9 protein-coding genes are annotated in these 13,148 nt (G+C 73.3%); 5 read left to right on the top strand and 4 right to left on the bottom strand.

The genetic code is table 11. The features are described from left to right. The first annotated feature begins 41 nt into the window (after positions 1–41). Genes AB0L45_RS17220 through meaB form a run of 3 tightly spaced genes read left to right on the top strand, consistent with a single transcriptional unit; the run spans position 42 to position 5,203 of the window. Positions 42–1,934, top strand: a complete 1,893-nt coding sequence (locus AB0L45_RS17220; protein WP_365840624.1) for a methylmalonyl-CoA mutase family protein — start codon at positions 42–44, stop codon at positions 1,932–1,934. Continuing rightward, positions 1,934–4,159 (top strand): methylmalonyl-CoA mutase, encoded by a 2,226-nt coding sequence (gene scpA / locus AB0L45_RS17215; RefSeq protein ID WP_365840622.1) that lies wholly within the window; start codon positions 1,934–1,936, stop codon positions 4,157–4,159. Before AB0L45_RS17220 ends, scpA begins: the two co-directional genes overlap by 1 nt. A gap of 12 nt (positions 4,160–4,171) precedes the next feature. Then, positions 4,172–5,203, top strand: a complete 1,032-nt coding sequence (gene meaB, locus AB0L45_RS17210) for a methylmalonyl Co-A mutase-associated GTPase MeaB (RefSeq protein WP_365840620.1) — start codon at positions 4,172–4,174, stop codon at positions 5,201–5,203. Positions 5,204–5,215: 12 nt separating this feature from the next. Here meaB and AB0L45_RS17205 read toward each other — a convergent pair whose 3' ends face one another. Genes AB0L45_RS17205 through AB0L45_RS17190 form a run of 4 tightly spaced genes read right to left on the bottom strand, consistent with a single transcriptional unit; the run spans position 5,216 to position 8,420 of the window. After that, positions 5,216–5,590, bottom strand: coding sequence for a VOC family protein (locus tag AB0L45_RS17205; RefSeq protein WP_365840618.1), 375 nt, complete (start codon positions 5,588–5,590; stop codon positions 5,216–5,218). A 49-nt stretch (positions 5,591–5,639) separates the two neighbouring features. After that, positions 5,640–6,542 carry a LysR substrate-binding domain-containing protein gene (locus AB0L45_RS17200; protein WP_365840616.1) on the bottom strand — a complete coding sequence of 301 codons (903 nt, stop codon included), beginning with the start codon at positions 6,540–6,542 and terminating at the stop codon, positions 5,640–5,642. 13 nt (positions 6,543–6,555) lie between these two features. Further along, positions 6,556–7,365, bottom strand: coding sequence for a glucose 1-dehydrogenase (locus tag AB0L45_RS17195; protein ID WP_365840614.1), 810 nt, complete (start codon positions 7,363–7,365; stop codon positions 6,556–6,558). Positions 7,366–7,370: 5 nt separating this feature from the next. Beyond that, positions 7,371–8,420, bottom strand: a complete 1,050-nt coding sequence (locus AB0L45_RS17190) for a multicopper oxidase domain-containing protein (protein ID WP_365840612.1) — start codon at positions 8,418–8,420, stop codon at positions 7,371–7,373. A 298-nt stretch (positions 8,421–8,718) separates the two neighbouring features. Between AB0L45_RS17190 and AB0L45_RS17185 the strand changes: the two genes are divergently transcribed. Beyond that, complete coding sequence (locus tag AB0L45_RS17185) at positions 8,719–11,133, top strand: ThuA domain-containing protein (protein ID WP_365840610.1); 2,415 nt, start codon at positions 8,719–8,721, stop codon at positions 11,131–11,133. Further along, entirely contained in the window at positions 11,130–13,049 is a 1,920-nt protein-coding gene (locus tag AB0L45_RS17180) for a family 16 glycoside hydrolase (protein ID WP_365840608.1), read from the top strand. The genes AB0L45_RS17185 and AB0L45_RS17180 overlap by 4 nt, the downstream gene beginning before the upstream one ends. Positions 13,050–13,148 lie beyond the last annotated feature (99 nt).

The raw sequence follows: 13,148 nt of genomic DNA, 5'->3' as shown, positions 1-13,148 counted from the left end.
TGCCCTGCTGCGGCTAACGACCGTTCGCCTAGCCTGCTGCCATGACCGCCCAGTCCCCCGAACTCCCTCTGGCCGCCGCGTTCCCTGACGCGGACCGCGAGCAGTGGCAGCGCCTGGTCGAAGGCGTCCTGCGCAAATCGGGCGCCGCGGAGGCGGCCGGCACCGCCGCCGAAGACGCGCTCGCCACCGCGCTCCAGGACGGCATCCAGGTCCGTCCGCTCTACACCGCCGAGGACGCGCCCGCCGCAGCCGACGCCACCGGCCGTCCCGGCTTCCCGCCGTTCGTACGGGCCGGCCGGGCCACCGGCAGCACCGTCGCGGGCTGGGACGTACGGCAGCGGCACGCGGACACCGATCCGCGGCGCGCCAACGAGGCGGTCCTCGCCGACCTGGAGAACGGCGTCACCTCGCTGTGGCTGGCCGTCGGGGACGGCGGCGTGCCGGTGCCGGAGCTGGCCGCCGCGCTCGACGGGGTCTATCTGGACCTCGCGGCCGTCGCCCTGGACGCGGGCGCGGACTTCGCCGCGGCGGCCGACGCCTGGTTCCGGCTCTGCGACGCCAAGGGCGTCGCGCCGTCCGAGACGGCGGGCACCCTGGGCGCCGACCCGCTGGGCGTGGTGGCCCGTACCGGCCGTGCGGACGGTCTGGCCGGGCACCTGGAGGCGGCCGCGGGCCTGGCCCGCCGGTGCGCCGGCGAGGCGCCGCGGATGCGCGCGCTGGCCGTGGACGCGCTGCCGTACCACGAGGCGGGCGGCTCGACCGCCGAGGAGCTGGGCTGCTCGCTGGCCACCGGCGTGGCCTACCTGCGGGAGCTGACCGCGGCGGGCCTCGGCGTGGACGCCGCCTGCGCCCAGCTGGAGTTCCGGTACGCGGCGACCGCCGACCAGTTCCTGACGATCGCCAAGCTGCGGGCCGCCCGGCGGCTGTGGTCGCGGGTGGCCGAGGTGTGCGGCGCCTCCCCCGCGGCCCGCGCGCAGCGGCAGCACGCGGTGACCTCGACGGTGATGATGACCCGTCGGGATCCGTGGGTGAACATGCTGCGCACCACCGTGGCGGGCCTCTCGGCGGGGCTGGGCGGCGCGGACGCCGTCACCGTCCTGCCGTTCGACGCGGCGCTCGGGCTGCCGGACGCGTTCGCCCGCCGGATCGCGCGCAACACCCAGTCGATCCTGCTGGAGGAGTCGCACCTGTCGAAGGTGATCGACCCGGCGGGCGGCTCCTGGTACGTGGAGCGGCTGACCGACGAGCTGGCCCGTGCCGCCTGGGCGTGGTTCCAGGAGATCGAGGCCGCGGGCGGGCAGGCCGCGGCGCTCGGCTCCGGGCTGGTCGGCGAGCGGCTGGCGGCGACCTGGCGCAAGCGGTCCGAGGACCTGGCGCACCGCCGTGAACCGGTCACCGGTGTCAGCGAGTTCCCGTTCCTGGCCGAGCCGGCGGTGGAGCGCGAGCCCGCGCCCGTACCGGCGGGCGGCGGGCTGCCGCGGGTGCGCCGGGACGAGGCGTACGAGGCGCTGCGCGCCCGCTCGGACGCGCACCTGGCGGCGACCGGCAGCCGTCCGAAGGCGTTCCTCGCGGCGCTCGGCCCGGCCGCGGTGCACACCGCGCGCGCCACCTTCGCCTCCAACCTCCTCCAGGCGGGCGGCATCGAGCCGGTGCACGACCCCGTGTCGGTGGACGCGGAGTCGGTGGCCGAGGCGTTCACGGCGAGCGGCGCGGGTATCGCCTGTCTGTGTTCGAGTGACGCGCTGTACGCCGAGCAGGCCGCCGAGGTCGCGGCGGCCCTGAAGGCCGCGGGCGCGCGGCAGGTGCTGCTGGCCGGGAAGCCGGGCGGGCAGCGGGAAGCATATGAACGAGCCGGAGTGGACGCCTTCGTCTTCGCGGGCTGCGACGCGGTCGGGGTGCTGTCCTCGGCCCTGGATGTCATGGAGGTGGCGTGATGGAGCACGCGACGGAGCAGTCGGGCGCCATCCCGGACTTCAGCACGGTCGAGCTGGGCGAGCCGCAGGCCCCCGAGGGCGACGCGGCGCAGTGGACGGCCGCCGTGCAGGAGGCCACCGGCAAGGGCGTCGACGACCTGGTGTGGGAGACGCCCGAGGGCATCGAGGTCAAGCCGCTGTACACCGGTGAGGACCTGGCCGGGCTGGACTTCCTGAACACGTACCCGGGCATCACGCCGTACCTGCGCGGCCCGTACCCGACGATGTACGTCAACCAGCCCTGGACCATCCGGCAGTACGCGGGCTTCTCCACCGCCGAGGAGTCCAACGCGTTCTACCGGCGCAACCTGGCGGCCGGTCAGAAGGGCCTGTCCGTCGCCTTCGACCTGCCGACCCACCGCGGCTACGACAGCGACCACCCGCGGGTGACCGGTGACGTCGGCATGGCGGGCGTGGCCATCGACTCGATCTACGACATGCGGCAGCTCTTCTCCGGCATCCCGCTGGACAAGATGACCGTCTCCATGACGATGAACGGCGCGGTGCTGCCCGTCCTCGCGCTGTACATCGTGGCCGCCGAGGAACAGGGCGTACCGCCCGAGAAGCTGGCCGGGACCATCCAGAACGACATCCTCAAGGAGTTCATGGTCCGCAACACCTACATCTATCCGCCGCGCCCCTCGATGCGGATCATCTCCGACATCTTCGCGTACACCTCGCAGAAGATGCCGCGCTACAACTCCATCTCCATCTCCGGCTACCACATCCAGGAAGCGGGCGCGACGGCCGACCTGGAGCTGGCGTACACCCTCGCGGACGGTGTGGAGTACCTGAAGGCGGGCATCGACGCGGGGATGGACGTGGACGCCTTCGCGCCGCGGCTCTCCTTCTTCTGGGCGATCGGCATGAACTTCTTCATGGAGATCGCCAAGCTGCGGGCCGCCCGGCTGCTGTGGGCCAAGCTGGTCCAGCGGTTCGACCCGAAGAACCCCAAGTCCCTCTCCCTGCGCACCCATTCGCAGACCTCCGGCTGGTCGCTGACCGCGCAGGACGTGTTCAACAACGTCACGCGGACGTGCGTGGAGGCGATGGCCGCGACGCAGGGCCACACCCAGTCGCTGCACACCAACGCGCTGGACGAGGCGCTGGCCCTGCCCACCGACTTCTCCGCGCGCATCGCCCGCAACACCCAGCTCTTCCTCCAGCAGGAGTCGGGCACCTGCCGGGTCATCGACCCGTGGGGCGGCAGCGCGTACGTCGAGAAGCTGACCCACGACCTGGCGCGCCGGGCCTGGCAGCACATCGAGGAGGTGGAGGCGGCCGGCGGCATGGCCAAGGCCATCGACGCGGGCATCCCGAAGCTGCGCGTGGAGGAGGCCGCGGCCCGTACGCAGGCGCGGATCGACTCGGGGCGGCAGGCGCTGATCGGCGTCAACAAGTACCGGGTGGACACCGACGAGCAGATCGACGTACTGAAGGTCGACAACTCGGCGGTGCGCGCGCAGCAGATCGACAAGCTGCGGCGGCTGCGCGCGGAGCGTGACGAGGCGGCCTGCCAGGACGCGCTGCGGGCGCTGACCGCCGCCGCCGAGGCCGGTCCGGGGCAGGGCCTGGAAGGCAATCTGCTGGCGCTGGCCGTGGACGCGGCCCGCGCAATGGCGACGGTCGGTGAGATCTCCGACGCACTGGAGAAGGTCTACGGGCGCCACTCCGGGCAGATCCGTACGATCTCCGGTGTGTACCGAGACGAAGCAGGCCCGTCCTCCGGGGTGGACCGGACCCGGGACCTGGTGGCCGAGTTCGAGCGGGCCGAGGGGCGCCGGCCGCGCATCCTGGTCGCCAAGATGGGCCAGGACGGCCACGACCGCGGCCAGAAGGTGATCGCGACGGCCTTCGCCGACCTGGGCTTCGACGTGGATGTCGGCCCGCTGTTCCAGACGCCGGCGGAGGTCGCCCGGCAGGCCGTCGAGGCGGACGTGCACGTCGTGGGCGTCTCCTCGCTGGCCGCCGGACACCTGACGCTGGTGCCCGCGCTGCGCGAGGAACTGGCGGCGCAGGACCGGGAGGACATCATGATCGTGGTGGGCGGGGTGATCCCGCCGGGTGACATCCCGGCGCTGCACGAGGCGGGCGCCACGGCCGTCTTCCCGCCCGGTACGGTCATCCCCGATGCCGCGTACGACCTGGTCAAGGACCTCGCCGAGGCCCTCGGCCACGACCTGTGAGCCACGACGTCGATGCCTGAGACACCCCGGCCCCGAGCGGCCCGCAAGCGACCGACGATCGACATCGACCAGTACGCGGCGGGCGTCCGCGAGGGCTCCCGGGCCTGGATCGCGCGCGCCATCACGCTGGTGGAGTCCACCCGCGCCGACCACCGGGCGCTCGCGCAGCGGCTGCTGGTCGAGCTGCTGCCGCACTCCGGCGCGGCCCGGCGGGTGGGCATCAGCGGGGTGCCCGGAGTCGGCAAGTCGACCTTCATCGACGCGCTGGGCACCCAGCTGACGGAGGCCGGGCACCGGGTCGCCGTGCTGGCCGTCGACCCGTCGTCCAGCCGGACCGGCGGCTCCATCCTGGGCGACAAGACGCGCATGGAGCGGCTGGCCGCCGATCCGGCGGCGTTCGTGCGGCCCTCCCCCACCTCGGGCACGCTCGGCGGGGTGGCGCGGGCGACGCGGGAGTCCATCGTCGTGATGGAGGCCGCGGGCTACGACGTGGTGCTCGTGGAGACGGTGGGCGTCGGGCAGTCCGAGACGGCCGTGGCCAACATGGTCGACACCTTCCTGCTGCTCACCCTCGCCCGTACCGGCGACCAGCTCCAGGGCATCAAGAAGGGCGTGCTGGAGCTGGCCGACCTGGTGTCGGTCAACAAGGCGGACGGACCGCACGAGCGGGACGCGAAGTCGGCGGCCCGGGAGCTGTCCGGCGCGCTGCGCCTGCTCCAGTCGCCGGACGCCGCCTGGACCCCGCCGGTCCTGACGTGCAGCGCCCGCGAGGGCACCGGTCTGGACACGGTGTGGGACCGCGTCGAGCAGCACCGCAAACTGCTGGAGTCCACCGGCGCGCTGGCGGAGAAGCGACGGGACCAGCAGGTCGACTGGACCTGGTCGATGGTCCGCGAGCAGCTGCTGAACCGGCTCCAGGACCACCCCGGCGTGCGGGACGTGGCCCCGGAGGTGGAACGGGAGGTACGGGCCGGCACGCTGACGGCGACCCTCGCGGCGGAACGCATCCTGGGCGCGTTCGGGATGCCGGGCGGCGAGCTGTGAGGCGCCGGTACCTCACGCCGGGGACATCACCTCGTACAGGTTCCCGGTCTCGTCCTTGAAGAAGAGGCCGCGCGGGCACAGCGGGTGGTCGGTGCGGCCGTTGTCCGGGTGGGCGGGTTCGCTGCCGTAAGGAATCCCGGCGTTCCGTATACGGGCGAGGATCGCGTCGAAGGTGTCCGGGTCCACGTCGAAGGCGAGGTGGTGGCCCTCCGGTTCCGGCACCGCCATGAAGTCGAGGGTCAGTCCGTCGTTGACGCGTACGGGAGCGAAGTGCCCGTCGCGGCCGGCCGGCGGCAGTTCTGCCAGCCCCATGACCGAGGCGAAGAACCGGGCCGCCGCACGGTGATCGGCGGCGGGCACGATGGTGTGGTTGAGGGTGACGGGCACGGGCGCTCCCCAAAGGTCGACGAGGTGTCCCACCGTACGGAGTGAGTACTCACTCCGTCAATGACGCGCCCCGGCCCCGCGGCGCGAAATGGGCGACGGCCGCCTCCTCGAAGTGCCGCTCCGCCGCGGAGACATAGCGGTCCGCGCGCCGCACCAGGCGCAGGGTCCGGCGGCAGTCCGGCACGTCCAGGCGCAGCCAGTGCACCGGCGCCTCCGGCGACTCGTTGCGGGCGAGAGCCGGGATGAGTCCGATGCCGAGCCCGGCGCCGATCAGGAACTGGGTCGCGGCCGGCTCGTCGCCCTCGCAGGTGATGACGGGCGCCCGGCCCGCCGTGGCGAACAGCCGGTCGAGCAGCTCGCGCTGCCAGTGCCCGGGGCGGGTGGTGACGAACGGCTCGTCCACGACGTCCTCCAGGCCGGCCCGCTGCCGCCCGGCCAGCGGATGGCCGACCGGTACGGCGAGCAGCACGTCCTCCTCCATCAGCACCACCGAACGCAGCCCGGCCCCACGCAGCGGCTGCGAGGCGACGCACAGGTCCACCTCGCGCTCCGCGAGCTGACGCCGCATCACTTCCGCGGTCGACTGGTGGAGGCGCAGCTCGACGCCGGGGTGCGCGGCCCGGAACGCCGAGAGCAGCGAGGAGAGCGTCAGCAGCGTCTCGGCGGCGACCACGACGCGCCCCTGGTCCAGCCCCGCGGCGTCGGCCAGCTCGCGCCGCGCGTCGTCCAGTTCGCCGAGGGCGCGCTCGACGCGGCACAGGAAGGCGGTGCCGTACCGGTTGAGGCGCACCGAACGCCCCTGCCGGTCGAAGAGGAGGACGCCCAGGTCGGCCTCCAGCCGGGCGATCGTCCGGCTCACCGCGGGCTGCGCGGTCCGCAGTTCGGCCGCGGCCCTGCTGATGTGCTGGTGCCGGGCCACCGCCCGGAACGTCCGCAGGGACGTCAGGTCCACTCCGGTCTCCCGCTCAGACGGTGAGGCCGCCGTCGACGGGCAGGATCGCGCCCGTCACGTACGAGGCCCGGTCGCTGAGCAGCCAGGCGGCGGCCTGCGCCACCTCGTCGGGGGCGGCCGCGCGGCGCAGTGGCGTACGGGCGGTGAGCCGGCCGACGACGTCCGGTTCGCGGGCGGCCCAGTCCTCGATCATGGCGGTCATGGTCGTGCCGGGGGCGACGGCGTTGACGCGGATGCCCTGGGGGCCGTACTCGACGGCGGCGGTCTGGGTGAGGCTGTTCACGGCCCGCTTCGAGGCGCCGTACAGGCTCATCCCGGCGGACGGCTTCAGGCTGCCGACGCTGCTGTTGTTGACGATGGCGCCGGTGCCCGCGGTGGCGAGGATCGCCCGTATCTCGGCGGCCATGGCGAGCCAGACGCCCCGGTGGTTGACGGCGGTGATCCGGTCGAAGTCCGCCAGGGGGATCTCGGCCAGCGGGGCGTGCCCGATGCCCATGCCCGCGTTGTTGAACGCGCCGTCCAGGCGGCCGTACCGCTCGACGGCCGTGTCCACCGCCCGCTGCACGGCGTCCGCGTCCGCCAGGTCCGCGACGACGTGCTCGGCGCTGCCGCCCGCCGCCCGGATCTCCTCGGCCACCGCGGCCAGTTCCGGCCCGGTCCGCGCGGTCAGGACGACCGCGGCGCCTTCCCGCGCGAACAGCCGTGCCGCGGCGGCACCGATGCCGCGACCCGCGCCGGTGATCAGCAGGACCTTGCCGTCCAGCAGGCCGCCGCCGGCCGCGCCCCGCCCCGTGTCCGCGCCCGTACCCGTCGTCTCCGTCATGTCGATCATTGTGCAGGAGGCCGTGGCGGTGCCGGCTGGTGCCCTCCGTGCTCTCCGTGCTCTCCGTGCCGGCCATGGCCGTGCCCGCTGTGCCCATCGTGCCCGTCGTGCCCGGGGATCGTGCCGTCCGGCTTGGCGATCAGCAGCAGCCCCGCCATCCCCATGTCGGAGTGGCTCTGGACGTGGCAGTGGTACATCCACGCGCCGGCGCCCGCCCCTTCGCCCGCGAGGAACTGGAAGCCGAAGGAGTCGGCGGGCCCGGTGATCTTGTTGTCGATGACGCGGCTGGGGTCCGCGGGGCCCTCCAGGAGGCCGGTGCGGTTGTCCGCCCAGCGGTGACCGTGCAGGTGGAAGGTGTGGTAGTACTCGCCGTGGGTGATCGAGACGATCTCCACGCGCTCCCCCACCGTGGCCCGGAAGTCCGGGCCTTTGGGCAGGTTGTTGATCGTCATGTCGTTGAAGACGATGGTGAACTGCCGGTCGGGCAGCGGGTCTCCCGCGCGCCGTACGACCACCGGCCCGTACAGCCCCCGGCGGATGCCGCCCGTGCCGTGCTCGGTGCCCACGACGTGGTCGTGGTAGTGCCAGTAGCCCGCGCTGCCCGGCCGCCAGGTGCCGTCCGCGCGCCGGCCGGGGGCGTGGGTGCGCCAGGTGTACGTACGGGTGGCGCCGGGTTCCAGGTGGCTGCGGTTCATCCGGGTGCCGTCACTGGCCACGTCGTAGTCGAGACCGTGCACGTGCAGACTGGCCGCGATGTTCAGGGTGTTCTCGCACTCGATGTGCAGGGTGTCGCCCTCGACCAGCTCGATCGGCGGGCCGGGCACGGTCGCCTTCCCCTTCTCCAGGCCGTACCCGAGCTGTCCGCCCGGCAGCTCCTCGATGTACAGCTTGAGGTGCTTGACCGCGCCCCCGGCGGCGGCGGTGCGGCCCGTCCGCGCCGGGCGGGCGGCGGCCACGGTGGGGGCGGCCGCCGTGCCGAGTGCCGCGACGGCGGCGCCTCCGGCGAGGAGACGGCGGTTGAAACCGCGCCTGGGGATGTCGGGTTCCTCGGTCATCGTGCTCCCACGGCAGGAGGGACGGGTCGGAGGGGACGCCTGGGACGGTAGCCGCACGATCTTCGTTTATCCACACTCAGGACAAAGTTGGACGGGTTGCGGCCATAGCTCTTGGCGAGTCACCGAAAGGGGTCTAGCTTCAACGGCTGCTGCTGTCCGTGGCCACAGAGGGGCGGGTGCACCCGTGCGACGATTCCGGCACCGATTACCACGGCCTCTGCGCGCGTTACCGCGCACCGGCAGACGCAGACCACCACGGCGCCCGCCGGCCGGGCGCGCCCTCGGCCTCCCCGCACTGGTGCTGGCCGTCGCGGCCGCCCTGCTCGGCGGCGCGCCGGCCGGCGCCTCCGGACCGGCCGCCGGGCCACGCCTGCCGAGCCCGCCGGGCGGCGAGAACGTCCGCGTCCTGGTCTTCCACGCCTCGGCGGGCGCGGAGCCGCCCACCGTCGACGCCGGGATCGAGGCGGTCGAGCGGATCGGCCGCCAGGGGCCGGCCGCCGAACGCTTCGCGGTGGACGCGACCGACGACGCCTCGGTCTTCACCGACGCGCGCCTCGGGACGTACAACGCGGTCGTCTTCCTGACCGGCGGCGGCGACCTCCTGGACCCCGAGCAGGAGGCGGGGCTGGAGCGCTACCTGGAGGCCGGGGGCGGGTTCGTCGGCATCCATGACGCGGCCCGCGCCGAACCGTACTCGGACTGGTTCACCGGCCTGATCGGGGCGCGGCCCGCGGCCACCGTGCCGGGCACGGCGCAGCGGGCCGTCGTCGAGGTCGGCGACCGCGATCACCCGGCCACGAAGGACCTGCCCGTCGAGTGGAGGCGCCCGGACACGTGGCTGAACTGGGCGGCCAACCCCAGCGGTTCGGTGCACACGGTGGCCCGGGTGCGGGAGTCCACCTACCGGCCGGGGCCCGGCGCCAACGGCTGGGACCACCCCGTCTCCTGGTGCCGCGACTACGACGGCGGCCGGTCGTTCTACACCGGCATGGGCGGCACCCCCGACAGCTTCCGCGAGGCGGACTTCCGTACGCATCTGCGCGGCGCGCTGCTGTGGACCACCCGGCTGGCCCGCGCCGACTGCCAGGCCACCATCACCGGCAACTACAAGGCCGAACGGCTCACCGCGCCCAACAAGCCCGGGCAGTCCGACCAGATCGGCGAACCGCACGGGCTGGTCACCGCGGCGGACGGCCGGGTCTTCTTCATCGGCCGCGGCGGCGGTGACGCGAGCGCCCCGGTCGTCACCGACTGGAACGATCCGGCCGTCGGCAGGGGCGAGGGCACCGTCCACGTCTGGGATCCGAGGACCGGCAAGGTCTCGCTCGCCGGCACGGTGACCGTCTTCGGCAACAAGGGCGGCGGTGACGAGCTGGTCAAGAACGAGGAAGGGCTGCTGGGCATCGAACTGGACCCGGCCTTCCTCACCAACGGCTGGGTCTACCTGCACTACACCCCGCACTCCGGCGTCGACCGGAGCACCCGCACGGCCGAGCGCCGCGTCTCCCGCTTCACGCTGGACCCGCGGACCGGCAAGCTGGACCCGGCTTCCGAGAAGGTCCTGCTGAAGTGGCCGGTGCAGGTGCACAGCTGCTGCCACGCGGGCGGCGGCATGGCCTGGGACGCGAAGAACAACCTCTACATCGCCACCGGCGACAACAACTCCTCGCGCTTCAGCGGTGGTTACTCCGGCAACAACCCGGCGCCGGACTACCGGGGCGTGGCGTTCGCCGACGCGCGGCGTACCGCGGGCAACACCAACAACCTCAACGGGAAGATCCTGCGCATCCACCCCGAGCCGGACGGCACCTACACCCTGCCCGAAGGCAATCTCTTCACCGGCAAGGAGACGGACGAGGGCGGCGGCAGGACCCGCGGCGAGATCTATGTGATGGGCGTGCGCAACCCCTCGCGCATCTCCGTCGACAAGAAGACCGGCACGCTGTACGCGGGCTGGGTCGGGCCGGACGCCACCGAACCCAGCACCACCTGGGGCCCGGCCAAGTACGACACGTTCGCCGCGATCACCCACGCGGGCAACCGCGGCTGGCCGTACTGCATGGGCAACAACCAGCCGTACCGCGACCGCAACCTGCCCGACCCGGAGAAGCCGCTGGGCTGGTACGACTGCGCGCACCTGAAGAACGAGTCGCCGCACAACGACGGCCTGGTCTCCTTGCCGCCCGCCGAGCCCAACAACATCTGGTACGCGCCGCAGGGCGGCGGCCCGGACTTCCCGCGCGACGCGCAGGGCGTCCCGAGTTACCAGGCCTCCCAGCAGAAGCTGCTCCTCCCCTGGCTGAAGGGCGGCGGCCAGGCCGCGATGGACGGCCCGGTCTACCGCCGCAACCCGACCGGTGCCGGCCGGGGGGCGTGGCCGGCCTACTGGGACGGCAAGTGGTTCGTCGGGGACTTCTACGACGGCGACCAGCCGCGGCACGCGCTGGTGATGGACCCGCGCACGGCGGGCTCGGGCGGTCTGCCGGTGCACGCGGAGAGCCTGGACAAGATCGTGCCGGTCGGCGAGAACGGCATCCGCAACCTCATGGGCTGGACGTTCGGCCCGGACGGGGCGCTGTACGTCCTCGACTACGGGCGCGGCTTCTTCACCTCGGACGCCAAGTCCGCGCTGTGGCGGGTGACGTACACGGGCGGCGAGCCGACCCCGCGCCCCACGGAGCTGGCCCGTACGGGACGGGAGACCGGGCGATGACCATACGGCGCGGGTGGGCGGTGCTGCTGACCGCCCTGCTGATGCTCGTCGGCCTGACCGCCGCGACAGCACACGGACGGCCGCCCGTACGCCCGGCGGCACCCGACCCCCCGGCGGCACAGCAGACCCTGACCTGGACCGCGGGCGACGACATCACCAAGTACACCTCGGCGCCCGCCACCGCCGTGGCCGGCCGGACCACCATCGTCTTCGAGAACAGCACGGCCACCGGCAACACCACGGGCATGCCGCACACCCTGACCTTCGACGTCTCCGACCCGCGGTACAACCACGACGTAGCGCTCAACATCCTCGCCAACCCCGGTGACGCGCACGGCGGCACGTACACCACCGAAGTCACTCTGACCCCGGGCACCTACCGCTACCACTGCACCATCCCGGGCCACGAGCAGATGCAGGGCATCCTGGTCGTCACGGCCGGCGGCGGCCCGGACACCACGCCGCCGGAGACCTCCGCGAGCGTGGACGGCGTACGGAACGCCGACGGCGCGTACGTCGGCGGGGCGACGGTGACGGTCACCGCCTCCGACTCCGGCTCGGGTGTCGGCACCGTCGAGTACGCGCCGGGCGACGGGGCGTTCCAGCCGTACACCGCGCCGGTGCTGGTCCGCGAGCCGGGTGCGTACCAGGTCCGCTACCGGGCCACCGACAAGGCGGGCAACACCGCCGCCGAGAAGTCGGTGGCGTTCGCGGTCGTGGCGCCGGCCGGTGACACCACGCCGCCGCGGACCTCCGCGACGACCGAGGGGCAGCGCAACTCGGACGGCGAGTACCTGGGCCGGGCCACCGTGACGGTCACCGCCACCGACGAGGGCTCCGGCGTGGCCAGGACCGAGTACTCGCTCGACGGCGGCCCGTTCCTCGCGTACACGGTGCCCGTCGTCGTGGACCGGGCCGGCCGGCACACCGTCGCGCACCGCGCCACCGACCGGGCGGGCAACACCTCCGAGGCGGTACGGGTGCCCCTGACGGTCGTCCCGGGCGGCGGGGTGCCCGCCCCGAACTGCCCCGAGTGGGACGAGCGGCGCACCGTCGTCGTCGGCACGGTCGACACCGGCGTGCCCAACCGCGTCACCCGCGACCGCTGCACCGTCAACGAACTGATCGAGGACGAGAAGGACTGGTCCTCGCGCGCCCTGTTCCTCAAGCACGTCAAGGCGGTCACCGCCAGGCTGCTCGCGGACGGGGTGCTCGACGAGCGCGAGAGCCGGGCCGTCAACGCGGCCGCCGACGCGTCCGGGATCGGCACGCCCGGTCACCACACCGGCTACCGCGACCTGTTCGACGGGACCAAGGCGTCCTTCGACCGCTGGCGGCAGGTCGGCGGCGGCGCCTTCGGGCTGACCGCGGACGGCGCGATGACCAGCAGTTCCACGGTGCCGGGCATGGGGATGCTGTGGTTCCCGCGGCGTACGTACGACGACTTCTCGCTGAAGCTGCGGTTCCGCGACGACGCGCCGGGCACCGGCAACGCCAACGGCGGGGTCTTCGTCCGCTTCCCGTCCGTGTACGACCATCCCGAGGAGCCGCGGCCGGAGTGGGTGGCGGTCAAGTACGGGCACGAGGTCCAGATCCTGGACCGGCCGGACGGCGACCTGTACAAGACGGGGTCGGTGTACGGGTTCGACCGGGTCGGGCTCGGCGGAGCGGGTGTCACGCCGAAGGGCACCTGGAACGACTACGAGATCCGGGTGATCGGCCAGCATTACACGGTCTTCCGCAACGGTGTGCTGATCAACGAGTTCGACAACACCGGCGGGCAGCGGTTCTTCCCGCCCCGGGCGGACGATCCGGGGACCGACGGGCGCCGGTTCGCCGCGGGCTACCTCGGCCTCCAGGTGCACGGGACGGCCGACGTCATCTCGTACCGCGACGTCCGGATCAAGGAACTGTAGGGCTACGGGGACGGGCCTCGACGGCCGCGGGGCGGGGGGGGGGGGGGGGGCCCCCCCCCCCCCCCCCCCGGCCCGGGGGGTTTTGGTAGAGTTTTATAT

The organism is Streptomyces sp. NPDC052496, assembly GCF_040679095.1.
GTDB lineage: Bacteria > Actinomycetota > Actinomycetes > Streptomycetales > Streptomycetaceae > Streptomyces.
The sequence above is the reverse complement of the archived record's forward strand: the minus strand, read 5'-3'. Positions and strand labels throughout refer to the sequence as shown.

Bases quoted from the DNA above. Each gene is read 5' to 3' on its own strand.
- AB0L45_RS17220 (WP_365840624.1), top strand. From the start codon at position 42: ATGACCGCCCAGTCCCCCGAACTCCCTCTGGCCGCCGCGTTCCCTGAC.
- scpA (WP_365840622.1), top strand. From the start codon at position 1,934: ATGGAGCACGCGACGGAGCAGTCGGGCGCCATCCCGGACTTCAGCACG.
- AB0L45_RS17180 (WP_365840608.1), top strand. From the start codon at position 11,130: ATGACCATACGGCGCGGGTGGGCGGTGCTGCTGACCGCCCTGCTGATG.
- AB0L45_RS17195 (WP_365840614.1), bottom strand. From the start codon at position 7,365: ATGACGGAGACGACGGGTACGGGCGCGGACACGGGGCGGGGCGCGGCC.
- meaB (WP_365840620.1), top strand. From the start codon at position 4,172: ATGCCTGAGACACCCCGGCCCCGAGCGGCCCGCAAGCGACCGACGATC.
- AB0L45_RS17190 (WP_365840612.1), bottom strand. From the start codon at position 8,420: ATGACCGAGGAACCCGACATCCCCAGGCGCGGTTTCAACCGCCGTCTC.